General features: G+C 69.0%; 21 protein-coding genes. 12 read left to right on the top strand and 9 right to left on the bottom strand.

What is annotated here, in order from left to right:
- Nucleotides 1-63 precede the first annotated feature (63 nt).
- Entirely contained in the window at nt 64-2,769 is a 2,706-nt protein-coding gene (gene aceE, locus B5D37_RS10865; protein ID WP_078758760.1) for a pyruvate dehydrogenase (acetyl-transferring), homodimeric type, read from the bottom strand.
- Nucleotides 2,770-3,073: 304 nt separating this feature from the next.
- Here aceE and B5D37_RS10870 point away from each other — a divergent pair, with 304 nt between their 5' ends.
- Nucleotides 3,074-3,547 carry an REP-associated tyrosine transposase gene (locus B5D37_RS10870; RefSeq protein ID WP_078758761.1) on the top strand — a complete coding sequence of 158 codons (474 nt, stop codon included), beginning with the start codon at nt 3,074-3,076 and terminating at the stop codon, nt 3,545-3,547.
- Nucleotides 3,548-3,779: 232 nt separating this feature from the next.
- Here the strand turns inward: B5D37_RS10870 and B5D37_RS10875 are convergent, their stop codons facing one another.
- The gene (locus tag B5D37_RS10875; RefSeq protein ID WP_078758762.1) at nt 3,780-6,062 is read right to left on the bottom strand and encodes an NADP-dependent malic enzyme; all 2,283 of its coding nucleotides are present in this window, start codon (nt 6,060-6,062) and stop codon (nt 3,780-3,782) included.
- Nucleotides 6,063-6,138: 76 nt separating this feature from the next.
- A complete protein-coding gene (gene rsgA / locus B5D37_RS10880; protein WP_425478054.1) occupies nt 6,139-7,305 on the bottom strand; it encodes a ribosome small subunit-dependent GTPase A in 1,167 nt (388 codons plus the stop codon).
- Nucleotides 7,306-7,691: 386 nt separating this feature from the next.
- On the opposite strand from rsgA, the gene B5D37_RS10885 reads away from it, so the two are divergent.
- From B5D37_RS10885 to B5D37_RS10895, 3 genes are all read left to right on the top strand, one after another.
- Nucleotides 7,692-8,942: an aminotransferase class I/II-fold pyridoxal phosphate-dependent enzyme gene (locus B5D37_RS10885; RefSeq protein WP_078758763.1), complete on the top strand. Its 1,251-nt coding sequence runs from the start codon at nt 7,692-7,694 to the stop codon at nt 8,940-8,942.
- A 109-nt stretch (nt 8,943-9,051) separates the two neighbouring features.
- On the top strand, nt 9,052-9,660 hold the full coding sequence (locus B5D37_RS10890; RefSeq protein WP_078758826.1) for an SGNH/GDSL hydrolase family protein: 609 nt from the start codon (nt 9,052-9,054) through the stop codon (nt 9,658-9,660).
- A gap of 20 nt (nt 9,661-9,680) precedes the next feature.
- On the top strand, nt 9,681-10,370 hold the full coding sequence (locus B5D37_RS10895) for a class I SAM-dependent methyltransferase (protein ID WP_078758827.1): 690 nt from the start codon (nt 9,681-9,683) through the stop codon (nt 10,368-10,370).
- Between the two features lie 289 nt (nt 10,371-10,659).
- Here B5D37_RS10895 and B5D37_RS10900 read toward each other — a convergent pair whose 3' ends face one another.
- Complete coding sequence (locus tag B5D37_RS10900; RefSeq protein ID WP_078758764.1) at nt 10,660-11,460, bottom strand: polysaccharide deacetylase family protein; 801 nt, start codon at nt 11,458-11,460, stop codon at nt 10,660-10,662.
- Nucleotides 11,461-11,533: 73 nt separating this feature from the next.
- Here B5D37_RS10900 and grxD point away from each other — a divergent pair, with 73 nt between their 5' ends.
- Nucleotides 11,534-12,463: a Grx4 family monothiol glutaredoxin gene (gene grxD / locus B5D37_RS10905; RefSeq protein WP_078758765.1), complete on the top strand. Its 930-nt coding sequence runs from the start codon at nt 11,534-11,536 to the stop codon at nt 12,461-12,463.
- Nucleotides 12,464-12,888: 425 nt separating this feature from the next.
- Here grxD and B5D37_RS10910 read toward each other — a convergent pair whose 3' ends face one another.
- Together B5D37_RS10910 and B5D37_RS10915 are read right to left on the bottom strand one after the other, a co-directional pair.
- Nucleotides 12,889-13,431, bottom strand: coding sequence for a DUF924 family protein (locus tag B5D37_RS10910; RefSeq protein ID WP_078758766.1), 543 nt, complete (start codon nt 13,429-13,431; stop codon nt 12,889-12,891).
- Between the two features lie 27 nt (nt 13,432-13,458).
- The gene (locus B5D37_RS10915; protein WP_078758767.1) at nt 13,459-14,100 is read right to left on the bottom strand and encodes a lysozyme inhibitor LprI family protein; all 642 of its coding nucleotides are present in this window, start codon (nt 14,098-14,100) and stop codon (nt 13,459-13,461) included.
- Between the two features lie 209 nt (nt 14,101-14,309).
- Between B5D37_RS10915 and B5D37_RS10920 the strand changes: the two genes are divergently transcribed.
- The 7 genes from B5D37_RS10920 (at nt 14,310) to B5D37_RS10950 (ending at nt 24,191) form a co-directional block, all read left to right on the top strand.
- Nucleotides 14,310-15,761 carry an amidohydrolase gene (locus tag B5D37_RS10920; protein ID WP_078758768.1) on the top strand — a complete coding sequence of 484 codons (1,452 nt, stop codon included), beginning with the start codon at nt 14,310-14,312 and terminating at the stop codon, nt 15,759-15,761.
- A gap of 11 nt (nt 15,762-15,772) precedes the next feature.
- The gene (locus tag B5D37_RS10925) at nt 15,773-17,068 is read left to right on the top strand and encodes an amidohydrolase family protein (protein WP_078758769.1); all 1,296 of its coding nucleotides are present in this window, start codon (nt 15,773-15,775) and stop codon (nt 17,066-17,068) included.
- Between the two features lie 202 nt (nt 17,069-17,270).
- Nucleotides 17,271-17,885 (top strand): 2-hydroxychromene-2-carboxylate isomerase, encoded by a 615-nt coding sequence (locus tag B5D37_RS10930; RefSeq protein ID WP_234987844.1) that lies wholly within the window; start codon nt 17,271-17,273, stop codon nt 17,883-17,885.
- A gap of 88 nt (nt 17,886-17,973) precedes the next feature.
- Complete coding sequence (locus tag B5D37_RS10935; RefSeq protein ID WP_078758771.1) at nt 17,974-18,921, top strand: DegV family protein; 948 nt, start codon at nt 17,974-17,976, stop codon at nt 18,919-18,921.
- Nucleotides 18,922-19,200: 279 nt separating this feature from the next.
- Entirely contained in the window at nt 19,201-22,677 is a 3,477-nt protein-coding gene (locus B5D37_RS10940; RefSeq protein ID WP_078758772.1) for an amidohydrolase family protein, read from the top strand.
- Nucleotides 22,678-22,919: 242 nt separating this feature from the next.
- Nucleotides 22,920-23,264 (top strand): hypothetical protein, encoded by a 345-nt coding sequence (locus B5D37_RS10945; protein WP_078758773.1) that lies wholly within the window; start codon nt 22,920-22,922, stop codon nt 23,262-23,264.
- Nucleotides 23,265-23,495: 231 nt separating this feature from the next.
- Nucleotides 23,496-24,191, top strand: coding sequence for a Dph6-related ATP pyrophosphatase (locus B5D37_RS10950; protein ID WP_078758828.1), 696 nt, complete (start codon nt 23,496-23,498; stop codon nt 24,189-24,191).
- Between the two features lie 9 nt (nt 24,192-24,200).
- On the opposite strand, the gene B5D37_RS10955 is transcribed toward B5D37_RS10950, so the two are convergent.
- The 3 genes from B5D37_RS10955 to B5D37_RS10965 form a co-directional block, all read right to left on the bottom strand.
- Nucleotides 24,201-24,527, bottom strand: coding sequence for a putative quinol monooxygenase (locus tag B5D37_RS10955; protein WP_078758774.1), 327 nt, complete (start codon nt 24,525-24,527; stop codon nt 24,201-24,203).
- 21 nt (nt 24,528-24,548) lie between these two features.
- Nucleotides 24,549-25,379, bottom strand: a complete 831-nt coding sequence (gene fghA / locus B5D37_RS10960) for an S-formylglutathione hydrolase (protein WP_078758775.1) — start codon at nt 25,377-25,379, stop codon at nt 24,549-24,551.
- Between the two features lie 144 nt (nt 25,380-25,523).
- Nucleotides 25,524-26,633 carry an S-(hydroxymethyl)glutathione dehydrogenase/class III alcohol dehydrogenase gene (locus B5D37_RS10965; protein WP_078758776.1) on the bottom strand — a complete coding sequence of 370 codons (1,110 nt, stop codon included), beginning with the start codon at nt 26,631-26,633 and terminating at the stop codon, nt 25,524-25,526.
- Nucleotides 26,634-26,663 lie beyond the last annotated feature (30 nt).

The raw sequence follows: 26,663 nt of genomic DNA on the forward strand, positions 1-26,663 counted from the left end.
GCTGCTCGCCCCCTTCACTACTCTTCTCTAACTCGGGTCCATGCTATTCGAGCCGCGTCAACTTCAAACCCCGATCGGATTGGGCTTCTCCACATCAATCCCATACTCCTTGATCGCCCGCCCCACGTCCTTGGCGGTCATCTTCCCTTCCGCCGCCAGTGCCGCGATCGCGGCATGGGCGATGTGGAAGCGGTCCACCTCGAAGTGCTTGCGCAGGTTGGCGCGGGTGTCGCTGCGGCCAAAGCCGTCGGTGCCCAGCACGGTGTAGTGCATCGGCACGAAGGCGCGGACCTGTTCGGGGTAGGCGCGGATGTAGTCGGTGGCGCAGATGGCCGGGCCCTGGCGGCCTTCCAGCAGGCTGGTGATGTACGCCTTGCGCGGCGCCTTCGACTCCGGGTTCATGCGGTTGTAGCGCTCGGCGTCCTGGCCGTCGCGGGCGAGTTCGTTGAAGCTCGGGCATGACCAGATGTCCGCGGTCACGCCGAAGTCCTTTTCCAGCAGCTTGGCCGCTTCGATGCCTTCGCGCAGGATGGTGCCGCTGCCCATCAGCTGCACGCGCAGTTCGCCCTTCTTGGGCTTGCCGGCGTCGGTCAGCAGGTACATGCCCTTGATGATCCCCTCGGCGCTGCCCTCGGGCATGTCCGGGTGGGTGTAGTTCTCGTTCATCAGGGTCAGGTACCAGTACTCGTCCACCTGTTCCTCGAGCATGCGCTTCATGCCGTGCTGCAGCAGGGTGACCACCTCGTAGCTGAAGGTCGGGTCGTAGCTGCGCACGTTGGGGATCAGCCCGGCCTGCACCATGGAGTGGCCGTCTTCGTGCTGCAGGCCTTCGCCGTTGAGCGTTGTGCGGCCGGCGGTGGCGCCCAGCAGGAAGCCGCGCGCGCGCATGTCGGCGGCCTGCCAGGCGGAGTCGCCGATGCGCTGGAAGCCGAACATCGAGTAGTAGATGTAGAACGGCAGCATCTGCAAATCGTTGGTGCTGTAGCTGGTGGCGCAGGCCATCCAGCTGGCGAAGGCGCCGGCCTCGGTGATGCCTTCTTCCAGCACCTGCCCGGCGGCGTCCTCGCGGTAGTACATCAGCTGGTCGCGGTCGACCGGCTTGTACTTCTGCCCCTTCGGCGAGTAGATGCCGAGCTGGCGGAACATGCCCTCCATGCCGAAGGTGCGGGCCTCGTCGGCGACGATCGGCACGCAGCGCGGGCCTACCTGCTTGTCGCGCAGGGTGATGTTAAGCGCCTGCACGAACGCCATGGTGGTGCTGATCTCGCGCTCGCCGGTGGACTTGAGCAGGCGCTCGAAGGTCTCCAGCTTGGGCGCGGTGAGGGTGTCGGTGGCCTTGCGGCGGCGCTGCGGAAGGAAGCCGCCCAGCTGGGCGCGGCGCTCCTTCATGTACTGCACTTCCTCCGAGTCCTCGCCCGGGTGGAAGAACGGGATGTCGCCCTTGGCCAGCTGCTCGTCGGTCACCGGCACGTTGAAGCGGTCGCGGAAGATGCGGATCGCTTCGTCGTCCATCTTCTTGGTGCCGTGGGTCGGGTTGAGCGACTCGCCCGCCTCGCCCATGCCGTAGCCCTTGACCGTCTTGGCCAGGATCACGGTCGGCATGCCCTTGGTGTGCACCGCCTCGTGGTAGGCGGCGTAGACCTTGTGCGGATCGTGGCCGCCGCGGTTCAGGCGCCAGACGTCCTCGTCGGACATGTTGGCGACCAGCTGGGCGGTCTCGGGGTACTTGCCGAAGAAGTTCTCGCGCGTGTACTTGCCGCCGAAGGCCTTGCAGTTCTGGTATTCGCCGTCGACGGTTTCCATCATCAGCTGGCGCAGCTTGCCGGTGGTGTCGCGCGCCAGGAGCGGATCCCAGTAGCTGCCCCAGATGTTCTTGATGACGTTCCAGCCGGCGCCGCGGAACACGCCTTCCAGCTCCTGGATGATCTTGCCGTTGCCGCGCACCGGGCCATCCAGGCGCTGCAGGTTGCAGTTGACGACGAACACCAGGTTGTCCAGGCCTTCGCGGCCGGCCACGGAGATGGCGCCGAGGGATTCGGGCTCGTCCGTCTCGCCATCGCCCAGGAAGCACCAGACCTTGCGGTCGGTCTTGGGCATCAGGCCGCGGCCTTCCAGGTACTTCCAGTTGCGCGCCTGGTAGATCGCCGCCAGCGGGCCCAGGCCCATGGAGACGGTCGGGGTCTGCCAGTAGTCCGGCATCAGCCAGGGGTGCGGGTAGGAGCTCAGGCCCTTGCCGCCGGTCTCCATGCGGAAACAGTCGAGCTGGCTTTCGGTCAGGCGGCCCTCGAGGAACGAGCGCGCGTAGATGCCCGGGGAGCTGTGGCCCTGGATGTAGAGCAAGTCGCCGGGGTGGTCCTCGTTTGGTGCGCGCCAGAAGTGGTTGAAGCCGACGTCGTACAGCGTCGCGCCGGAGGCGAAGCTGGCGATGTGGCCGCCCAGGTCGCCCGGCTTGCGGTTGGCGCGCACCACCATCGCCATCGCGTTCCAGCGGATGATCGAGCGGATCCGCCATTCCAGCGCGTGGTCACCTGGGCTCTTGGCCTCCAGGTGCGGCGGGATGGTGTTGATGTATTCGGTGGTAGGCGCGAACGGCAGGTGCACCCCCGCCCGGCGGGTGACCTCCACCATGCCCTGCAGCAACTGGTGCGCACGCTCCGGGCCATCGCGATCGATGACCGCGCTGACCGATTCCACCCACTCCTGGGTCTCGGTGGGGTCCGGATCATCCTGGAACAGGGCGGTGAACGGGCTTTCGTAAGTGGGGGTCATGCGCCTCGCGGCCCCATGGCCGCGCCTCGTTGAATGGGGTGGATAGGGTTGCGCCCGATTCTATCAGTGGGTGCCGGCGCGGGAGGCTGATGTGGGTCACGCGTGGTGGCCGTGCGTGGGCGTATGGGGAGCGTGGTCGCTGACCGGATGCCGCTGTAGGAGCGACGTAAGTCGCGACCCCACGCCGTCCCAACCCACCACCCAATCCGCCACCCCCACGCACCACCCCAACACGGCATTCCCCCACCCCTCGATCCACCCTCCCCCGACACCCCCGCGCCGCGCCCTCGCGCAACCTCCCCGCATGGGCCACCTCTCCCCCATCCGCCGCGGCCACGCCGCCCTGCGCCGTGGCCGCACGTCGCTGCCGAACCAGGTCTACCTGGTGACCTTCACCACGCACCTGCGGCAATCCGTGTTCACCGACGACGCCTGCGCCTGCGCGATGTCCCGGGCCGTCACCGACCCGCGGCTGTGGCCGTCCTCGGAACTGCTGGCATGGGTGCTGATGCCGGACCACTGGCACGGGCTGCTGGCGCTAGGGGAGCGCGACTACCTGCCATCACTGGTGCAACGGGTGAAGACCAACACCGCACGGCACGTCCGGCAGGTGGACCCGACCATCGAGCGTGTGTGGTCCAAGGCGTACCACGACCGCGCCTTGCGAGCGGAGGACGACATCGTCGTAGCCGCGAGGTACGTGGTGATGAACCCGGTACGCGCCGGCCTGGTGCAGCGCGTAGGCCAGTACCCCTACTGGAATGCCATATGGCTCTAGGCGCCACGAACCACATTTGTAGGAGCGTGTAGGAGCGACGTAAGTCGCGACCCACTGACCCCAAAACCGCCCCACAGCCGACCCCACCGGTCGCGACTCACGTCGCTCCTACAAGGGCTCCAACGAGCGCGAAGGTCCGGGCCCCGGCGTCACCACTCCGAAGCCACAACCCCACCGGCAACAAAATGCCCGCCCGGGCATCCGCGCAGCGGAAGCCCGGGCGACCTGGCTCTTACCTCTCCCGCGAAGCCCGGATCTGCGCATCCACCGCGGCAATCGCGGTCAAATTCACCACCCGCCGCGACGTCGAATCCGGGGTCAGGATGTGCGCCGGCTTGTCCAGGCCCATCAAAATCGGACCCAGTGCAACGCCGTCGGTCGCCACGCGGAACATGTTGTAGGTGATGTTCGCCGCGTCGAGGTTCGGCAGCACGAACAGATTGGCGCGGCCGTGCAGCGTGGTGTTCGGGAAGATGCGCTTGCGCAGGGCATCGTTCCACGCGGTGTCGGCCATCATCTCGCCGTCGACCTCCAGCCTTGGCGCGCGCTTGGCGAGGATCTCGCGAACCCGGCGCATCTTGGCGGCGGACGGGTTGTCGTGGCTGCCGAAGTTGGAGTGCGACAGCAGTGCGACCTTCGGGTCGACGCCGAACAGCTTGAGCCGGTAGGTGGCCTGCATGGTCGCCTCGGCGATCTGCTCGGCGGTCGGGTCCAGCTGCACGTGGGTGTCGAGGAAGAACCAGGCGCCGGCTTCGTTGATCACCCCGGTCATCGCGGCGGTGCCGGTGACGCCGGGATCAAAGTCGAACACGCTGCGCAGGTAGCCGAGCTTCTTGTGGAAACGTCCGACCAGCCCGCAGATCATCGCGTCGGCCTCGCCACGCTCGATCATCAGCGCGGCGATCAGCGACGGCCGTGAGCGGATCAGGCTCTTGGCGGCATCGATGGTGACGCCGCGGCGCTCGGTCAGCGCGTGGTACTGCTGCCAGTACTCGTGGAAGCGCGGGTCGTCGTGGATGTTGGTCAGCTCGAAGTCGACGCCCTCGCGCATGCGCAGGCCGAGCTTCTCGATGCGGCTGTTGATGACGTCCGGGCGGCCGATCAGGATCGGCCTGGCCAGCTTTTCGTCGATCACGGTCTGCACCGCGCGCAGCACCACCGGCTCCTCGCCCTCGGCGTAGACCACGCGCTTGCAATCGGCGCGGGCGCGGTCGTACACCGGCTTCATCAGCAGGCCGGTGCGGTGGATGAACTGCAGCAGGGTTTCCTCGTAGGTCTCCATGTCCGCGATCGGCCGGCTGGCCACGCCGGAATCCATCGCAGCGCGCGCCACCGCCGAGGACAGCATCACCATCAGGCGCGGGTCGAACGGGCGCGGGATCAGGTACTCGGGGCCGAAGGTCGGGGCGTCGCCGCCGTAGGCCGCGGCGAGGTCACCGGCTTCCATGCGCGCCAGCTGGGCGATGGCGTGCACGCAGGCGAGCTTCATCGGCTCGTTGATCACGGTGGCGCCCACGTCCAGCGCACCGCGGAAGATGTACGGGAAGCAGACGGCGTTGTTGACCTGGTTCGGGTAGTCCGAGCGGCCGGTGGCGATGATCGCGTCCGGGCGCACTGCCTTGGCGTCCTCCGGCATGATCTCCGGGTACGGGTTGGCCAGCGCCAGGATGATCGGGCGCTCGGCCATGGTGGCGACCATCTCCGGCTTCAGGATGCCGCCGGCCGACAGGCCCAGGAAGACATCCGCGCCGGCGACGATGTCCGCCAGTTCGCGCTTGTCGGTATCGCTGGCGTAGCGCGCCTTGTCCGGGTCCAGCCCGGGGCGGCCGCTGTAGATGACGCCGTCGCGGTCGAACGCGGTGATGTTCTCCTTGCGCACGCCCAGCGCGACCAGCATGTCCAGGCAGGCGATGCCCGCGGCGCCCGCGCCGGTGGTGGCCACGCGCACGTCTTCGATCTTCTTGCCCGCCACTTCCAGCGCGTTGAGCACGGCGGCGCCGACGATGATCGCGGTGCCGTGCTGGTCGTCGTGGAACACCGGGATCTTCATGCGCTCGCGCAGCTTGCGCTCGACGATGAAGCACTCCGGCGCCTTGATGTCCTCAAGGTTGATGCCGCCGAAGGTCGGCTCGAGGCTGGCGATGATGTCGACCAGCTTGTCCGGGTCGCGCTCGTCGATCTCGATGTCGAACACGTCGATGCCGGCGAACTTCTGGAACAGCACGCCCTTGCCTTCCATGACCGGCTTGCCGGCCAGCGGGCCGATGTCGCCCAGCCCGAGCACCGCGGTGCCGTTGGAGACCACCGCCACCAGGTTGCCGCGCGCGGTGTAGTCGCGGGCGCAGGTGGGGTCGGCGACGATTGCTTCGCAGGCGTAGGCCACGCCGGGCGAGTACGCCAGCGCCAGGTCGCGCTGGGTCACCATCGCCTTGGTCGGCGTCACCCGGATCTTTCCCGGGGGATTCTGGCGGTGGTAGTCGAGCGCGGCTTGCTTGAAATCGTCGATATCGGACATCAGGAGGGGCACTGCCGGGTGGGCCCCCGATTCTAACCGCGCCGGCGACGGCGGCCACCGGGCCCCTGCGCCCGGTTCAGTCGCGCCCGTGGCCGTGGTGCGGACGCTGGTTCGGGACCGGGCTGCCGCCCTTGCCCGGCGCGCGCGCCCCCGGCTTGCCCGGTGCCTTGCCGGCCACCTTGGTGTCGGTGTTCTCGGCGCGGCGATGGGCCAGGCGGTCGGCGGCGCCGGCCACTTCGTCGCCCAGCTTCAGGTAGTTGGCGAAGCGCTGCGGGTCCAGCTTGCCGCCTTCGATGGCGGTGCGCACGGCGCAGCCGGGTTCCTTCAGATGCTTGCAGTCGCGGAACTTGCAGTGGTCGGCCAGCTCTTCGATGTCGCTGAAGTTCTCGGCGATGTCTTCCTCGCCGGTGGGTTTGAGCTCGCGCATGCCGGGGGTGTCGATCAGGCAGGCGCCGGTCGGCAGCGGGATCAGCGCGCGATGGGTGGTGGTGTGGCGGCCGCGCGCGTCGCTCTCGCGCACGGTATTGGTCTTCATGCGCTCGATGCCGAGCAGGGTGTTGGTCAGCGTCGACTTGCCGGCGCCGGAGCTGCCGACCAGCACCGCGGTGCGGCCCGGCTGCAACCACTGCTTGAGGGCGGCGACGCTGTCGGGGTCGCGGGCGTTGACCGCGCGCACCGGAATGTCCTGCGCGGCCAGTTCGATCAGTGCGGCGAGCGAGCCCGGCACGTCGGTGGCTTCGTCGGCCTTGGTCAGCACCACCACCGGTTCGGCGCCGCTGCCCTGGATGAGCAGCAGGTAGCGCTCGATGCGGCGCGGGTTGAAGTCGGCGTCCAGGCCGCAGACCACGAACACGGTGTCGATGTTGGCCGCGATCATCTGCTGCTTGTAGTGTTCGCCGGCGGCGGCCCGCTTGATGGCGCTGCGGCGCGGCAGCAGGGCGACGATCTGGTCCTTCTCGATCGCGTCCTCGATCAGCACCCAGTCACCGACCGCGGCGCGCTGCTCGGGCGGGGTGCCGCCCTTCTTGTAGCTCGGCGCGCGCTGCCACTCGGGCAGGGACTCGACCGGGAAGCTGTTGTCCGGCCCGTCGGCGACCACGTACCCGCTGCGGTGCTGCTCGACCACCCGTACCGGGCGCGCCTCGGGATGCTCGGCCATGACCTCGCGCCACTCGGCGACCGCGGGCTGGCCGTCGGAATCGAGCAGCCAGCCGATCGCCTGCAGGGCGAGGTCCGGGGTCACGGGTTGCGCGGGGTGCTGGGCATGGGGGCGATTCTACTGTGGTGGGCCCGCGGTGCATGACGACGGGTGAGGGGTTTTGTCCCATGGGGACTTCCTTCGGGCGTAGGAGCGGCTTCAGCCGCGATCGGATGGTGGGTCGCCTGCGCCGGTTCCATGATCGCGGCTGAAGCCGCTCCTACAAGGGACGGGGGATGCGGATGTGCCGGGGGCGAAGGGCTTTGTGTAGGAGCGACGTAAGTCGCGACCCGCCGAACCCCCGGACGATGCGCAGGTCGCGACTTACGTCGCTCCTACAAATGCGGGCGGGGCTGTTGGGGGCGACGCGGCCATCGCGGGTTTCGGGGGTATCGGCTACGCTGGCGGCTCCTTCGCGCCGTACCGCCACGATGTCCCATCCCACGCTCGCCACCCGCGCCCGCCTGTCGGAAGTCCGTTACGAAATCCGCGGTGAGCTCGCCCGCCGGGCGCGTGAGCTGGAGGCGCAGGGGCGGGAGCTGATCAAGCTCAACATCGGCAACCCGGGGGCTTTCGGGTTCCGGGCACCGGAGCACCTGCAGCGCGCGATCACCGGGCGCATCGCCGACACCGATCCCTACACCCACCAGCAGGGCCTGCCGGCCGCGCGCGAGGCCATCGCCGCCTTCCACCGTGCACGCGGCACGCCCAATGCGACGCCGGAGCGGGTGTTCATCGGCAACGGCGTCAGCGAGCTGATCGACCTCTCGCTGCGCGCACTGCTCAACCCGGGCGACGAGGTGCTGCTGCCCTCGCCCGACTATCCGCTGTGGTCGGCGGCGACCATCCTCAACGACGGCCGCCCGGTGTACTACGCCTGCCGCCCGGAGAACGGCTTCCTGCCGGACCCGGACGAGATCGAGGCGCTGGTGACCCCGCGCACGCGCGCCATCGTGCTGATCAACCCCAATAACCCTACCGGCGCCGCCTATCCGCGCGAGCTGCTGGAGCGCGTGGTCGACATCGCCGCGCGCCACGGTCTGCTGCTGATGAGCGACGAGATCTACGACTCGATCCTCTACGACGGCGCGCCGTTCCACCCGTTGGCGCCACTGGCCGGCGACGTGCCCTGCCTGTCGTTCGGCGGGCTGTCGAAGGTGCACCGCGCCTGCGGCTGGCGGGTCGGCTGGGCGGTACTGTCGGGCGACCCGCTGGCCAGTGGCGAATTGCACCACGCGATGGACCTGCTGGGCGCGCTGCGCCTGTGCGCCAACGTGCCGGGGCAGTTCGCCATCGAGGCCGCGCTGCACGGCGAGGACACCATCGCGCCGCTGTGCGCGCCCGGTGGACGGCTGCACGAAGCGCGGCGCGCGGTGGTGGAAAGCGTCGCTGCGAGCGAGCACCTGGACCTGGTCGCGCCGGCCGGGGCGCTGTACGCCTTCCCGTCCGTCGTCGGCGCCGCGGGGGTCGGTTTCGACGACCACGCTTTCGCGCTGGAACTGATGGAAACCGAAGACGTACTGGTGGTGCCGGGCTCGAGCTTCAACGTGCCGTGGCGCAATCATTTCCGGGTGACGCTGCTGCCCGAGCCGGACCAGCTGCGCGAGGTGTTCGCGCGCATCGGCCGGGTGCTGCAGCGGCGTGTCGAGGCAGGAGCGAAGCCCCGTGCTGCGACGGCCTGACCCTCCCTTCTTCGTGGCACTGGCGGCGGCGGTCGTGCTGCTGGCCTCGGCCTTCTTCACCGCCGGTGGTGGCTCCATCGCCGGCAGCCCCCCATCGGAGGACGACGGCATGGATTACCTGGCACTGGGTGACAGCTACACCATTGGCGAAGGTGTGGCCGAAGACGGCCGCTGGCCGGTGCAACTCGCGCGCACGCTGCGGGCCGGCGGGATCGAGCTGGACGATCCGCGCATCATCGCCACCACCGGCTGGACCACCGACGAGCTGTCGCAGGCGATGGACGCGGCCGAGCCGCTGGGCACGCACGACTTCGTGACCCTGCTGATCGGCGTCAACAACCAGTACCGCGAGCGCAGCGAAGCCGAATACCGCGGCGACTTCCACGACCTGCTGAAGCGCGCGATCGCGCTGGCCGGCGGCCGCAACGACCGGGTCATGGTGCTGTCGATCCCGGATTGGGGGGTGACCCCGTTCGCCATCGCGCAGGGCCGCGACCCGGCGAAGATTGCCCGCGAGCTGGACGCCTACAACGCCATCGCCGAGGAGTTGAGCGAGCGCCTTGGCGTGGCCTTCGTCGACATCACCGGGATCAGCCGCGAGCGCGGAGCGGAGAAGGCGATGCTGGTCGAGGATGGCCTGCACCCTTCCGCGGCGATGTACGAGCTGTGGATGCGCGAGGCATTGCCGGTCGCCGAGCGGCTGCTGGGCGAGCACTGATGGAACCGGCCACGCGCCCGCTGGCACGCGAGCGCATCGACGCGATCTCCACCGCGTTCCTGCCCGACCGCCTGCTCGGCAACCGTTGGGACTACTACTACAGCCGCGGCAAGCTTGGCAGCGATCCGTTGTACCCGGGTGTGTGCGATGCATTGCGCGGCACCACCGCACCGCTGCTCGACCTGGGCTGCGGGCTTGGGCTGCTGGCCCACGCGCTGCGTGCCGACGTCATCGACCTGCCCTACCGCGGGGTCGACAACGATGCCGGCAAGATCGAGCGCGCCCGCCGCGCCAGCCAGCGCCGGGGGCTGGCCGATGTCGGCTTCGACTGCATCGACCTGGCCGCGCCGGAATTCTCATGGGACAGCCTCGGCCACCACGGCAGCGTCGCGATCCTCGACGTGCTGCAGTTCGTCCCGCCCGATGCGCAGGACCGCATGCTCGAGGCCGCCATCGCAATGCTCGCGCCCGGCGGCAAGCTGGTGATCCGCACCGGCCTGGAAGACGGCGGCCGCCGCGCCCGAGTGACCCGCGCCGTGGACGTATTCTCGAAACTGCTCGGCTGGATGAACGCCGGCCCGCGCCAGTACCCCTCCGAAGCCGCCCTGCGCGCCCGCTTCGACGGCGCCGGCCTGGCCAGCGAGTTCACCCCCCTGTACGGCAACACCCCGTTCAACAACTGGCGCGTGGTGGCCAGCCGGCCCGGATGACTTCCAATCGCTGGGCGTCTGCTTGCCGGGCATTTGTAGGAGCGGCTTCAGCCGCGATCGGATGATTGTTCGCCCGCGCCGATTCCACGATCGCGGCTGAAGCCGCTCCTACAGGGGCCCGGACCTGCGGCGGCTGTAGGAGCGACGTCAGTCGCGACCCACTGACAATCGTCCTGCCTCGCATCTCCGGATTCTGCCGGACCTGCCAGCCTTTCACCGGCGCCCTCGGGAAAATCGCGTTGAACGCCGGCTTCGATCCGGGGTCGGCGGGTCGCGACTGACGTCGCTCCTACAGGTCCGGCTCCCGCTCCGGCAGCACGGCGCGGTAGCCGAGCGCCTGCAAACGCTGCAGCAGCAGCGCCAGCACCTCCACGTTGCGGCCATGCTTCGCGCCCTCGTGCAGCAGGATGATCGCGCCCGGCGCCAGGTCGCGCTCGATCCTCGCCACCACGGCGGTGGGGTCGGCGGCGACGGCGTCGAAGCCGCGGGCGGTCCAGGCGACGCGGGTCAGGCTCTGGTCTCGCAGGGGGGCGTGCACGAACGGGTTGGCCATGCCGACCACGGCACGGAACCAGCGCGGCGGCGATCCGGTGATGCCCGCCAGTTGCGCCTGGGTCTGTTCGATCTCGCAGCGCATCCGCCGCGGCCCCAGCGCCCAGAACCAGACCTGCGGGTGCGAGCGGCTGTGGTTGCCCAGCGTGTGCCCACGGCGGACCATCTCCCGCACCAGCTCCGGCCGCGCCGCGGCGCGATCACCGACCACGAAAAAGGTGGCGCGGGCGCCGGCGGCGTCGAGCAGGTCCAGCATCGCCGGCGTGTCATCCGAGGGGCCATCGTCGATCGTCAGCCAGACCACTTTCTCCGCGGTTGGCAGGCGCGACAGCACCGGGCCGAACATGCGCGAATCCGGCTTCATCACGCCCCACCAGAACAGCGCGTGGGTGGCCAGCATCACCGGCAGGCCGACCCGCCAGCCCAGCGACCACCACAGCAACGCGACCGCCCCCTGCGACGCCAGCAGCACCACCAGCCAGGCATGCGGATGGCGGGGAATACGGTGCGGGACGCGATGCGGGAGCGGGGTCGACATGACGTGGATCATGCCAGCCTCAGGTGGCGCTCGTTACACTGCGCGCCCTGTCCCCGCTTCACGGAATGCCGTTATGTCGCTCGACCCCGCCCTGCGTTCGCGCATCGAGTCCCTGTTGACCAACAACAAGGTGGTCCTGTTCATGAAGGGCGAGCCGCGTGCGCCGCAGTGCGGTTTCTCCGCCAAGGCGGTCGGCGCGCTGTCCTCGACCGGCGTCGAGTACCAGCACGTCGACGTGCTGTCGGATCCGGAGATCCGCGACGGCATCAAGGTCTACGGCGAATGGCCGACCATCCCGCAGCTGTACATCGGCGGCGAGTTGGTGGGCGGCAGCGACATCATCGAGCAGATGGCCAACTCCGGCGAACTGCATGCCGCGCTCGGCGTACCCGCCCCTGACCGCACCCCGCCGGACATCACCATCACCCCGGACGCAGCAAAGATGCTGCGCGAGTCCGTGGCCAACGCCGGCGAGGGTTACGTGCTGCAGGTCGAGGTCGACCCGCGCTTCAACGCCCGCCTGCAGCTGGCGCCGGTCAGCGCCGCCGCGATCACCAGTGAATCCGAAGGCCTGAAGGTGCAGTTCGACCTCGCCAGCGCCCAGCGCGCGCGCGGCCTGAAGATCGACTGGGTGGACGACGAGCGCGGCCGCGGCCTGGTCATCGACAACCCCAATGCCCCGCCGAAGGTGGCCGCGCTTTCGGTGGAGGACACCGCCGCCCGCGTTGGCGACGGCAGCCTGATCCTGGTCGACGTGCGCCCGGCGCCGGAACGCGAGATGGCTTCGGTGCGCGTGCCGTTCCGTACCTTGGACGGCAACGGATCGAGCGAGCTGGAAGCGCTGCCGAAGGACACCGAAGTCGCCTTCCTTTGCCACACCGGCCAGCGCAGCGCGCAGGTTGCCGAGCGCTTCCGCGGGCTGGGCTTCACCCGACTGTACAACGTCACGGGCGGGATCGAGGCGTGGAGCGAGAAGGTCGACGGCGAGGTGCCGCGGTACTGAGGGAAGCGGCGCCTGCGCGATGGCGGGTGCGCGTCTGTGGCGTCCGCGGCGTTACGTTCTCCACCGGTTGCGTCAGATGCACGTCGTGGCTCCGGATGCACGTTCTGCCTCAGGCTGTACTGCTGGACTTCCCGCATTTGTAGGAGCGACGTCAGTCGCGACCCGTCGAACGTCCGGATGATGTACAGGTCGCGACTGACGTCGCTCCTACGTTCTTGGTGGCGGATCGTTCCGGATCCGACGCCCTTGTAGGAGCGGCTTCAGCCGCGATCGCGGAACCGGCGTGGGCGGCCCATCATCCGATCGCGGCTGAAGCCGCTCCTACAGAAAGCCGGACATTGCCGCGGGGAGTCCGGTGGCGCGCGTGACAACGCGCATGCTGGGCGCCCCCGAGGCGGCGAATACAGGGCGCTCGGAGCGCCCCCTCAACTCCCGAACCCACCCTCCTCCAGCCAGGCCTGTTCGGCGGGTGTGCTCGCGCGGCCGAACAGGGGGTTGCGGTGCGGGAAGCGGCCGAAGCGCTCGATGATGCCCTGGTGGTGCAGCGCCCATTTGTCGGCGCCGGGGGAGGTCATCGACTGGTACAGCTCGACCGAGCGCTGCTGGTCGACCGGGTCCTCGGAGTGCATGAACGGCAGGTAGAAGAAGGTGCGCAGCTCCGGGTCGACCTGCATGTCGAAGCCGTGGCCGACGGCGCGGATCGCCACCGAGCGGGCCATCGGGTCGGTGGCATAGGCATGGGCGCTGCCCCGGAAGATGTTGCGCGGGGCCTGGTCCAGCAGTAGCACCAGCGCCAGCGCGGTGTCGGCATCGCGGTTCCAGTCGGCCAGCTCGCCGCGCGCAGCGGCCATGTGCGGATCCAGCAGGTGTTCGCGGCAACGCTCATCGAATTCGGGGCCGCCCTGGAACCATTTGTCGGGCCCGGCCTCTCGCCAGAATTGCACTACTGCGGCGGCTCTGTCGTCCATCGGTGCACCATCTCTCCGGAAGATCGCTCACCCTACCAAGCGCGGTGTGTCCGGCAGTTCATCGTCCAGCTCGTCGCCGTCCGGGTCCGCATCGGCATCGGCATCGGCCTCCCCGTCGCCGAGCTGGGTCTCCAGCTCCGATACCCAGGCCGCGGTGATGCTCTCCAGCGTCACCGCGTGGATCAACGGCTGGATGTTGCCGGCCGAGTAGGTCTCGGCGATGAAGCGGGCGTAGCGCTCGCGGTACGACAGCCATGCCATGTGCACCGACTGGAACACCACCAGTCCCTTGCCGTCGAGCTCCCGGCACAGGCGCCCGACCAGCTCGTCGAGCCGGGCGTCGACGCGCTGGAACGAATCGATCGCGCGCAGGTTGAGTGCCTCCTCGTCCAGCTCCGGCTCGTCGCTCTCGCGGGCGACCAGCTCGGCCTGGCTGACGTAGCGGTCGGCGATGCGCAGCGCGGTCTCGGCCTTGTCGATCAGACGGCCTTCGAAGCGCCGCAGTTCGTCCAGGCTGGTATTGGCGCCTTCCAGGTCCTTCTTCAGGGCGAGCAGCTTCTGGTTGCGCTCGATCGCGTCGACGGTGCCGCGGCGCTCGACCCGGCGCTGGACGAAGTAGAACGCCCAGGTGAGCGCGGCTCCGAGCAGCAGGTAGATGGTCTGTTCCATGGTGTTTCCTCCCAGGCAGGCAGTGTGGCCCCGGGGGGTCGCACCGGCTGCGATGTCCGCTACCGCAAGCTGAACATATACAGCCTGAAACGTGCCCGCCGTCACCCCTTCCATGACCATCGTCAGGGTTGGCACCCCCCGGTTCGCGCGGCTACGGTTGCAGGCAGGCTGCCGACCCTGGCAGCAGACGCATCCATCAGGGGACACCCATGCCTTCACCCAGAACCGCCGCCCTCGCGGCCGCCCTCGGCTTCGCCCTGTGCGGCGGCGCCCAGGCGGCCGACAAGCCGTCGTATTTCGCCCAGGACCCGTACCCCAGCACGTATGAGCGCATCGCCGCGCCGCCGGTGCTGATCGAGAATGCCACCGTGCTCGACGGCAACGGCGCGCGCATCGACGGCGCCGACGTGCTCATGGCCGACGGCCGCATCGTCGGGGTCGGCGTCGACCTCGCGCTGCCGGCCGGCGCCACCCGCGTGGACGGCACCGGCAAGTGGGTCACCCCCGGCATCATCGACGTGCACTCGCACCTGGGCGTCTACCCCAGCCCGGGCATGCACGCCCACAGCGACGGCAACGAGGCCACCGCGCCGGTCACCGCGCACGTATGGGCCGAGCATTCGGTCTGGCCGCAGGACCCGGGCTTCGGCGCGGCCCTGGCCGGTGGCGTCACCGCGCTGCAGATCCTGCCCGGCTCGGCCAACCTGGTCGGCGGGCGCGGCGTCACGCTGAAGAACGTGCCGGCCGCGACCTACCAGGCCATGAAGTTCCCCGGCGCACCCTGGGGCATGAAGATGGCCTGCGGCGAGAACCCCAAGCGCGTGTATGGCGAGAAGGGCGGCCCCTCGACCCGCATGGGCAACGTCGCCGGCTACCGCGCCGCCTTCATCGAGGCGGCCGAATACCTGCAAAAGAACGGCGGCAAGAGCAAGCAGGCCGAGCCGGAGAAGCGCAGCTGGTGGCGTTCGTCGAAGTCCGAGGACAACGGCGACAACGGCAACGGGGGCAAGCGCGACCTCAAGCTCGACACCCTGGCCGGCGTCATCAACGGCGACATCCTGGTGCACATCCACTGCTACCGCGCCGACGAGATGGCGACGATGCTCGACCTCGCCGACGAGTTCGGTTTCAAGGTCGCCGCCTTCCACCACGGCGTGGAGGCCTACAAGCTGGCCGACCGGCTGGCCGAGGAAGGCACCTGCGGCGCGCTCTGGGCCGACTGGTGGGGCTTCAAGATGGAGGCCTTCGACGGCATCCAGGAAAACATCGCCCTGGTCGACCGGCCGGCCGGCAGCTGCGCCATCGTGCACAGCGATTCGGAGGAAGGCATCCAGCGGCTCAACCAGGAGGCGGCCAAGGTGATGGGACACGCGAAGCTCGTCGGCATGGACATTGCGCCGGAGCACGCCATCCGCTGGATCACCACCAATCCGGCCAAGTCGATGGGCATCCTCGACCAGACCGGCAGCCTCGAGGCCGGCAAGATGGCCGACGTGGTGCTGTGGAACGGCAACCCCTTCAGCGTCTACGCGCAGGCCGAGCAGGTCTACGTCGACGGCGCGCGCGTCTACGACCGCAACGACCGCTCCAGGCAGCCCACCAGCGACTTCATGCTGGGCCAGCCGGCCAGTGCGGATGCGCGCGCGGGAGGTGTGCTGTGAGCCGCCCCGTTATGAAGGCGCTGGCCGCCGCCACGCTGTCGCTGCTGGCGCTGTCGGCCGGCGCCCAGGAGCTGCTGATCCGCAACGCCACCGTGCATACCGGCGGTGCCCAGGGCACGCTGGAGGGTGCCGACGTACTGGTTTCGGGCGGCACCATCCGCGCGGTCGGCACCGGCCTGTCCGCACCGGCGGATGCGCAGGTGATCGACGCGCAGGGCCGGCCGGTGACGCCGACACTGTTCGGTGGCATCACCGGCATCGGCATCGAGGAGGTCTCGGGCGAACGCGCCACCGTCGACAACCGCCTCGGGCTGGGGGCGGAGACGCACCAGATGACGGTGCGGCCCGAGTTCGACGTCACCCTCGCCTACAACCCCGAATCGCTGCTGGTGCCGGTCAGCCGGATCGAAGGCATCGGCTGGACCATGCTCGGCGCCGGCAGCGGTGATGGCGGCTCGATCATCGGCGGCCAGGGCGCCGTGGTGCGGCTGGATGGCAGCGCCGACCCGGCCGGGCCGAAGGTGCTGTTCATCGACCTGGGCAGCGACGCGGCCGGCCTCAGCGGCCGCTCGCGCGCGGCGCAGTGGATGATCCTCGACCAACTGGTCAGCGAGGCCCGCGGTGGCATCGCGGCCGACTCGCACGCCGCGCTGCTGACGCCGGCCGGGCGCAAGACGCTGTCGCGCTACCTCGATGGCGGTGGCCGGGTGATGGTGGGCGTGGACCGCGCCGCCGACATCCGCCAGTTGCTGCGCTGGGCCGACCGCCACGGTGTCGACATCGCCATCTCCGGTGGTGCCGAGGCCTGGAAGCTGGGGCCGGAGCTGGCCCGGGCCGGCGTGCCGGTGTTCGTGGATCCGCTGGCGAACCTGCCCAGTGGCTTCGACACCATCGGCTCGACCATGGAGAACGCGGCACGGCTGGAAGCGGCCGGCGTCGACGTCGGCTTCAGCCAGCTCGGCGATGCATCGCACAACGCCCGCAAGGTGCGGCAGCTGGCCGGCAATGCCGTCGCCAACGGGCTGCCGTGGGACGAGGCCCTGGCCGGCCTGACCTCGGTGCCGGCGCGGGCATTCGGGGTGGCAGATACGTTGGGCAGCATCGCCCCGGGCAAGCGTGCCGACCTGGTGCTGTGGACCGGCGACCCGCTGGAGGTCAGCACCGTCGCCGCGCAGGTCTGGTTCGAAGGCCGCCCGATCGAAATGCGCAGCCGCCAGACCGAACTGCGCGACCGCTACCTGCGGCCGGCGGTGCCGGCAGCGAATGGCGGACTGCCGAGGGCGTACCCGACCGGCGATACCCGCTGACGAAGCAGCGTCCCCCCACCCAGGGGACGCTCCCTTCCGTTGTAGGAGCATTTGTAGGAGCGGCTTCAGCCGCGATCGGATCGCCCACCGTGCGACCGGTTCCAGATCGCGGCTGAAGCCGCTCCTACAACAGCCATCCCCTGCGATCCCGCGGGGGATGCCCCCGACGCTAAGCTGCGGCGACCCCCAAGGGAGCCGCACCATGCGCTGGTACTTCGATTTCATCTCACCCTTCTCCTACCTGCAGTGGCAGAAGGTGAAACGGCTCGACAACCCCGCGGTCACGCCGGTGCCGATCGCATTCGGCGCCGTGCTGGCCGCGCATGGCCAGAAGGGACCGGCGGAGATCCCGGGCAAGCGCGAGTTCACCTATCGCCACGTGCTGTGGCAGGCGCGCGCCGAGGGCGTGCCGCTGGTCTTCCCGCCGGCGCATCCGTTCAACCCGCTGGCCGCACTGCGGCTGTGCATCGCCGCCAGCACCACCCCCGCCGCGGTCGACGCCATCTTCGACTGGATCTGGCGGGACGGCCGCGCCGGCGACAGCACCACGACCCTGGCACCGCTGGCGAACGCGCTCGGCATCGACCCGCTGCTGATCGAGGACGCCCCCACCAAGACCGCCCTGCGTGCGAACACCGAGGCCGCCATCAGCGCCGGCGTCCACGGCGTGCCCACATTGGAGGTCCGGGGCGAGTTGTTCTGGGGCAACGACGCACACGCATTCGCGATGGCGGCGCTGGCCGACCCAAGCGTGCTTGCGGACCCCGAGATGCAGCGCCTCGGCGGGCTCCCGGTCGGGATCCAACGCAGGAGCTGACGCCACTTCCGCAGGTGCGACAGCCGTCACGCCGGGGTATGCTCCGCGTCACAAAACGGGCACACGCGCCCGGGATCGGGGGATGCCCATGCGTATTGGACTGGTTGTCGACTCGGCGTGCGACCTGCCGCTGGAATACCTGCAGCAGCACGACGTCACCGTGCTGCCGATCACCGTGCGCATCGGCGAGGCGGTGCTGGCCGACCATCGCGACGAGGAAGACACGCTGGAGTTCCTGCATGCGCATGTCGCCGAACGCGGCGCCGAGGCCGAGACCACGCCGTTCTCCGTGCAGCAGATCCAGCAGTTGTTCCTCGAACGGCTGGTGATCGATTACGACTACGTGTTCTGCATGACCATCGCCAGGACCCGCAGCGCAGTGCACGAGAACGCGCAGCAGGCCAGCTTCGCCATCCTCAACGACTACAAGTCCACGCGTGCGGCGGCCGGCAACAACACGCCGTTCGCGCTGCGGGTGGTCGATACCCAGAACCTGTTCTCCGCCCAGGGCATCACCGCGGTGGAAGCGGTGCGGCTGCGCGATGCCGGCGAGGGCGCACCGAAGATCCGCGCGCGGCTGGAGAACCTGGCCCTGCACACCCACGGCTACATGATCCCGCGCGACCTCTACTACCTGCGCGCCCGCGCCCGGACCAAGGGCGACCGCAGTGTTGGCCTGCTGAGCGCCGCGCTGGGCAGTGCGCTCGACATCAAGCCGGTCCTGCACTGCAACCGCGGCGAGACCGGCCCGGTCGCCAAGATCAAGGGTTTCGAACCGGCGGTGCAGAAGCTGTTCGAGTTCACCTGCAAGCGCATCGCCGCCGGCCTGATGACCCCGACCCTGTGCCTGAGCTACGGCGGCGAGCTCGACGAGCTGCGTGCCCTGCCCGGCTACGACGCCCTGCGCGCCTGCTGCAGCGAACACAACATCGAAGTGTTCGAGAGCGTGATGAGCCTCACCGGCATGGTCAACGTCGGCAAGGGCGCCGTGGTGGTCGGCTTCGCCGCCGAGGGCACCGCGAAGTTCGAGGGCTGAGTCGCAGTCGCGACTGACGTCGCTCCTACAGGTGGATGCAGCAGCGACCCACGCGCCCTTGTAGGAGCGGCTTCAGCCGCGATCGTGAGCCGGCGCGGGCGAACGGTTCCACGATCGCGGCTGAAGCCGCTCCTACAAACCGCAAAAGGTTCCGCCGGGTGATCGCCGCGGGCAGCGATCACAGCTTGATCGACCACCCCCCCCATGCAGGACTTCCAGCCTACGACCGGACCGCCGATGCGGGCTAGGCTGGAGGATCGTCCGCAACACGTGCCTGCCATGACCCGTCGCCTGCTTGTCCTTGCGCTGTCCAGCGCGCTGTCCGCTTCCTTCGCCCTGCCCGCCCTGGCCCAGGATCCGCCCACGCCGCCCCCCGCGCCGGTCGACCAGGACCAGGACGAAGACCAGGACGACGACATCCAGCTCGAGCAGGAGGCGCTGGACCCGGTCGGCACCGACGCGGTGCCGCCGCCGCTGGATGCCTCCGGCGGTGCCCGCAGGCCCGGCGACAAGGACGACGCCGACGAAGCCAAATGGGACGTCAGCGCTCCGCACGGCCCGACCAAGCAAGTGGCGTTCGAGACCGACGAAGGCACCTGGATGGACGTCGACGTCTCGCCTGATGGCCGGCAGCTGGTGTTCTCGCTGCTCGGCGACCTCTACCGCATGCCGATCGATGGTGGCGCCGCGACCCGCATCACTTCCGGCCCGGCCTGGGAAGTGCAGCCGCGCTGGTCGCCCGATGGCAGCCGCATCGCCTTCACCTCCGACCGCGGCGGCGGCAACAACCTGTGGACCGTCGATGCCAATGGCAGCGACCCGGTGCAGGTGACGAAGGAGGACTTCCGCCTGCTCAACAACCCGGCCTGGACGCCGGACGGCCGCTTCATCATCGGCCGCAAGCATTTCACCTCCGAACGCTCGCTGGGCGCAGGCGAGCTGTGGATGTACCACGCCAGCGGCGCCGGTGGCGGTGGCTTGCAACTCACCGAGAAGAAGAACGACCAGCAGGACCTGGGCGAGCCGGCGGTTTCGCCGGACGGCCGCTACGTCTACTACTCGGAAGACGTCAGCGGCGGCGAGAACTTCGAGTACAACAAGAACCCGCACGGCCTGATCTACGCCATCAAACGGCTGGACCGTGAGACCGGCAAGAGCGAAACCATCATCGCCACCCCCGGCGGCGCCGTGCGCCCGCAGCCCTCGCCCGACGGCAAGACGCTGGCCTTCGTCAAGCGCATCCGCGACAAGTCGGTGCTGCACCGCATGGACCTCGCCAGCGGCGAGGTGCGGCCGGTCTGGGACGGCCTGAGCCACGACCAGCAGGAAGCGTGGGCGATCTTCGGGCCCTATACCGGCTTCGACTGGACGCCGGATTCGAAGTCCGTGGTGGTCTGGGCACAGGGCAAGCTGTGGCGCGTGGACATGGCCGGCGGCGATGCGCGCGAGATCCCGTTCACCGCAAGCGTCGAGCAGACCGTGACGGCGCCGTTGCGCTTCGAGCAGCAGATCGACGAAGGCAGCTTCGCGCCGAAGATGATTCGCGACGTTGCCACCAGCGCCGATGGCGACACCATGGTGTTCCACGCGGTTGGCAAGCTGTGGCGCAAGCGCCTGCCGGGCGGCCAGCCCGAGCGCCTGACCGGCAACGAGGGCCTGTACGAATACGAGCCGAGCTTCAGCCCGGACGGCCGCCAGTTGCTCTACACCACCTGGTCGGACGAGGCCCTGGGCGCGATCTACGTGCGCAGCGCCAGCGGTGGTGGCACCGGCCGCCGGCTCACCAGCGACCCCGGCTTCTACTACCACCCGCGCTTCTCCCCGGACGGCCGCCGCATCGTCTACAGCAAGTCCGCCGGCGGCGGGCTCACCGGCAGCCTGTGGTCCGGCGACCGTGGCATCTACGTGATGCCGGCCGGCGGCGGCGGCGAGGCGGTGCGCGTGGCCGACAGCGGGCAGTCGCCGCAGTTCAGCGCCGATGGCACGCGCATCTACTACCTCACCGGCGGCGGGCTGGAAAAGAAGCTGATGTCGGTCGGCCTGCACGGCGAAGACCCGCGCGAAGTGTTCGACCTGAAGTACGTGGATTCGGTCGCCATCAGCCCGGACGGTAACTGGGTGGCCTTTACCGAGCTGTTCAACGCCTATGTGGCGCCGATGGTCGGGACCGGCCGTTCGGTCGAACTCAACAAGGACAGCAAGGCGGTGCCGGTCAGCCAGGTCAGCGCCGACACCGGCAGCTACCTGCACTGGGCAGCGGATTCGAAGTCGCTGCACTGGATGGTCGGCGACCGCTACCACTCGCGCCCGCTGGAGCAGAGCTTCGCCTTCCTGCCGGGTGCGCCCGCGGAGATCGCCGAGCCGGTGCACGGCGGCGGCACGCCGGTCGGACTGACGGTACCGGTGGACGCACCCGATGACGTGGTCGCCTTCACCAACGCCCGCATCGTCACCATGCGCGATGCGGAGAACGCCGAGGAAGTGATCGAGAACGGCACCATCGTGCTGCGTGGCGACGAGATCGCCGCGGTCGGTGCGAGCGGCTCGGTACAGGTGCCGGCGGGCGCGCGTGTGATCGATGCCACCGGCAAGACCATCCTGCCCGGCTACGTCGACGTGCACGCGCATGCCGCGCACTTCGGCCGCGGCGTGGTGCCGCAGGAGAACTGGGCCTACTACGCCAACCTCGCGTTCGGCTTCACCACCCTGCACGACCCGTCTGCCACCACCGAGTTCGTGTTCTCCGAGGCCGAGCTGCAGAAGGCCGGCGGGATGGTCGGCCCGCGCATCTTCTCGACCGGCACGATCCTCTACGGCGCCGATGGCGACTTCAAGGCGGAGGTCGACTCGATCGACGACGCCCGCAGCCACCTGCGCCGGATGAAGGCCAACGGCGCGTTCTCGGTGAAGAGCTACAACCAGCCACGCCGCGACCAGCGCCAGCAGATCAACCAGGCCGCGCGCGAGCTGGACATGCTGGTGGTGGAGGAAGGCGGCAGCACCTTCCACCACAACATGACGATGATCCTGGACGGTGCCACCGGCATCGAGCACAACATCCCGGTCGCACCGCTGTACAAGGACGTCATCGGGCTGTGGTCGCAGACCGACGTGCGCAACACCCCGACCCTGGTGGTGAGCTACGGCGGCCTGTCCGGCGAATACTGGTGGTACGCGCGCGACAACGTCTGGGAGGACGAGAAGCTCAACCGCTTCTTCCCGCGGGAGACGCTGGACGCGCGCAGCATCCGCCGCGAGACCGCGCCGGACTGGGACTACTGGCACATCGAGGTGGCCAAGGCGACCAAGGCGCTGCGGGATGCCGGGGTCAAGATCCAGGTCGGCGGCCACGGCCAGCTGCAGGGCCTGAGCCCGAACTGGGAGACCTGGATGCTGACCCAGGGCGGCTTCAGCAACTTCGAGGCGCTGCGTGCGGCGACCATCGACGGCGCCGACTACCTCGGGCTGGCCGATCAGATCGGTTCGCTGGAAGTGGGCAAGCAGGCCGACCTGGTGGTGCTCAACTCCAACCCGCTGGAGGAGATCCGCAGCACCATCGACACCCGCTATGTGATGGTCGACGGCCGACTGTTCGACGTGGACGCCGACATGGCCGAGATCGGCAACGACGCCGTGGCGGCGCCGGAGTTCTACTGGCAGCGCCACGGCGACGGCCAGACCTTCGGCCTGGAGTTCGGCCCCACCGCCGTCTGCCACTGTCCGAAAGGCCACCACGGCCACGTTCACCTGGATTGAGTGTTCGCGGGCGGCGACCCACGTCGCCGCCCGCTGCCTTCGGCCTTTCCGCCTTTCCGCCTTTGTAGGAGCGGCTTCAGCCGCGATCGTGAACCCGGCGCGGGCAACCTACCATCCGATCGCGGCTGAAGCCGCTCCTACAGTTGCATCGGAAACACACGCACACGCCCGCGGCCCCGGCCGTTAACGCAATCGAGATGCCGGCACGCCTAAGCTGCCGGCGGACCCAGCGAGGACAACAGATGGCCACCCGCTACTACATCAGCCTGCCCGACGGCGCCCGCGCACGCGGCAGCGATCCGGAACTCTCCTTCACCGCGCAGAGCGGCGCCGCATTCGCCGGCGAGCTGCAGGATGCGCTGCGCACCGACACGCTGTTCGAGCGCTGGCGGATGAAGCAGGACGAGCCCGACGAGGTCGATCCGTCCCTGGGCGCGACCGACCCCAACGCCACCGTGCAGGGCGAACAGCGCGACCTGCACATCGACCTGGTGGTGACGTCGACCATCCCCGGTTCCGTACTCAAGCAGCGCCTGCGCCTGCTGGCCGGCAACGAATGGGAGCTGCGCAACGTCACCGCAGCCTGAGCGCCTCCCGCCTTGCGCTCGCCCTGTAGGAGCGACGTCAGTCGCGACCCGCCATCCCGCCCCGCAGCGGGACAGGGCCTTTGTAGGAGCGGCTTCAGCCGCGATCGTGGAACCGGCGCGGGCAGCCGTCCATCCGATCGCGGCTGAAGCCGCTCCTACAAGTGCTGAGGTCCGGCCATACCAGCGGGCCGCATCGGCCCGGGCTCCACTCGCCTGCCTACAATGGCGGCCATGACACAGAAGATCCTGCTCGCATGGAGCGGCGGCAAGGACGCAGCGTGGACCCTGCACGTGCTGCGGCAGCGCGCCGACGTCGAGGTGGTCGGCCTGCTGACCACCGTCACCGCGGACTACGACCGCATCGCCATGCACGGCATCCGCCGCGACGTGCTGCATGCGCAGGCGGCGGCTACCGGGCTGCCGTTGCTGGAGTCGGTGATCCCGAGCCGCTGCGACAACGACACCTATGAGCACGCCTTCGCCGCCACCCTGGCCGAGGCCCGCACACGCTGGCCTTCACTGGACACCATCGCCTTCGGCGACCTCCTGCTGGCGGATGTGCGGGCCTGGCGCGAGGCGTTGTGCGATCGATACGGCTGGAAGATCCTGACGCCGCTGTTCGGGATGGATACCACCGCGCTGGCCGATGAGATGGTCGCGGCCGGGCTTGAGGCGCAACTGTGCTGCGTCGATACGCAGCAACTCGATGGTGGTTTCAGCGGCGGGACGTTCGATCGCTCATTGCTGGATGCGCTGCCCGAGGGGTGTGATCCGTGCGGGGAGAACGGCGAATTCCACACCCTGCTCACCAGGGGCCCGATGCTCGACCGTCCACTGCAGGTGGTGCGGGGGGAAACGGTTCTGCGCGACGGCCGCTTCGCCTTTACCGACTTCCTGCTGGCCGGCGCCCCCCACACCGCCGGGTGAGGCTCGCACTCAGTCGCGCTTGCGGTGCCATTCGCCCAGCGGCGTCAGCACCGCCGGTTCGCGCGGGCGTTGCAGCAGGTCGGGCAACTTCGCGTCGTACGCCTGGCGGTAGGGCTTGTCCTGGTGCTGCAGGAAAGCCTCCAGCGACGGTTCGCTCCACCGCTCGTACAGGGTGAACAGCTCCGGGATCGCCGTGTCCTGGTGCAGGTAGCAGGAAACGAAGGTCTCCTCGCGCGACATCTGCTCGATCACCTTGCCGACCTCTTCCTTCCAGGCATCGATGCACTCGGGGCGGACGTGGCACTTCACGTAGAAGACGAGGTCGCTGTCGGCCATGGGGATCTCCTGTGCCGCCGCTCAGGCCTTGAGCGCGGCGGCGTGGTGGGCGATGTGGTCGCCGATGAAGCTGGCGATGAAGTAGTAGCTGTGGTCGTACCCGGATTGCATGCGCAGTTCCAGCGGGTGCCCGCTCGCGGCGCAGGCCGCCTGCAGCAGGTCGGGCCGCAGTTCGGACGCCATGAACTCGTCCGCTTCGCCCTGGTCGACCAGCAGCGGCAGCCGTTCGGTGGCGGCCGGTATCAATGCGGTCGCGTCCCACTGGCGCCACGCCTCGCGGTCGGGGCCGAGATAGCTGATGAAGGCCTTCTCGCCCCACGGCACCTGCGAAGGCGCGACGATCGGGGAGAACGCGGAAACGCTGCGATAGCGGCCGGGATTGCGCAGCGCCGCGACCAGCGCGCCATGCCCGCCCATCGAATGGCCACTGATCGCGCGGGCGGTGGTGGTCTGGAAATGGGCATCCACCAGCGCCGGCAGCTCCTGCACCACGTAGTCGTGCATCTGGTAGTGCCGCGACCACGGGTCGACGGTGGCGTTGATGTAGAAGCCGGCGCCCTGGCCGAGGTCGTAGCCCTCGTCGTCGGCGACGTCCTTGCCGCGCGGGCTGGTGTCGGGCGCGACCAGGATGATCCCGTGCTCGGCGGCATAGCGCTGGGCACCGGCCTTGGTGATGAAGTTCTGCTCGGTGCAGGTCAGGCCGCTGAGCCAGTAGAGCACCGGGCACGCGCCCTGCCGCGCCTGCGGCGGCAGGTAGACCCCGAAGCGCATGTCGCAGTCGAGCGTGCTGGAGAAGTGCTGCCAGACTTCCTGGCTGCCGCCGAAGCAGGCGTGTTGTTCGATACGTTCCATGGATCTCCCTCGTGGTGCGTACCAACCTGTAGGAGCGGCTTCAGCCGCGATCGTGGAGTCGGCGCGGGTAACGGGACATCGGATCGTGGCTGAAGCCGCTCCTACAGTTCCAGGCCAGGATTCTGGATCCCGGCGGGTGACGGCTCAGTAGCGGATGACGGTGCGGATCGACTTGCCCTCGTGCATCAGGTCGAACGCTTCGTTGATGCGCTCCAGCGGCATTTCGTGGGTGATGAAAGGATCCAGGTCGATCTCGCCCGACATCGCCTGCTCGACCATGCCGGGGAGCTGGCTGCGGCCCTTCACGCCGCCGAAGGCCGAGCCGCGCCAGACGCGGCCGGTGACCAGCTGGAACGGACGGGTGCTGATCTCCTGCCCGGCGCCGGCGACGCCGATGATCACCGATTCGCCCCAGCCCTTGTGGCAGCACTCCAGCGCGGCGCGCATGACGTTGACGTTGCCGATGCACTCGAAGCTGAAGTCGACGCCGCCGTCGGTCATCTCGACGATGACCTCCTGGATCGGCTTGTCATGGTCCTTCGGGTTGACGCAGTCGGTCGCCCCCATCGACTTCGCCAGCTCGAATTTGCCGGGGTTGGTGTCGATCGCAATGATGCGGCCGGCCTTCGCCTGCACCGCGCCCTGGATCACCGCCAGGCCGATCCCGCCGAGTCCGAACACGGCGACGGTGTCGCCCTCCTTGACCTTGGCGGTGTTGTGCACGGCGCCGATGCCGGTGGTGACGCCGCAGCCGAGCAGGCAGACCTTCTCCGACGGCGCCTCGGGGTTGATCTTCGCCAGCGAAACTTCCGCGACCACCGTGTACTCGCTGAAGGTGCTGGTGCCCATGTAGTGGTAGATGGGCTGGCCGTTGTAGCTGAAGCGGGTGGTGCCGTCGGGCATCAGGCCCTTGCCCTGGGTGGCGCGCACCGACGAGCACAGGTTGGTCTTGCCGGATTTGCAGAACTTGCACTCGCCGCATTCGGCCGTGTACAGCGGGATGACGTGGTCGCCCGGCTTGAGGCTGGTGACGCCTTCGCCGACCTCGACCACCACGCCGGCCCCCTCGTGACCAAGCACGGCCGGGAACACGCCTTCCGGATCGTCGCCCGACAGGGTGAACGCATCGGTGTGGCAGACGCCGGTGGCATCGATCTTCACCAGCACCTCGCCGGCGCGCGGCGGCTCGACATCGATCTCCACGACCTGCAGGGGTTGTCCGGCTTCGAAAGCGACGGCGGCACGGGATTTCATCGATGCAACTCCGGTGTGTGGGGGACGGTC

It is taken from the genome of Lysobacter spongiicola DSM 21749 (assembly GCF_900167055.1).
Taxonomy (GTDB): Bacteria; Pseudomonadota; Gammaproteobacteria; order Xanthomonadales; family Xanthomonadaceae; genus Novilysobacter; species Novilysobacter spongiicola.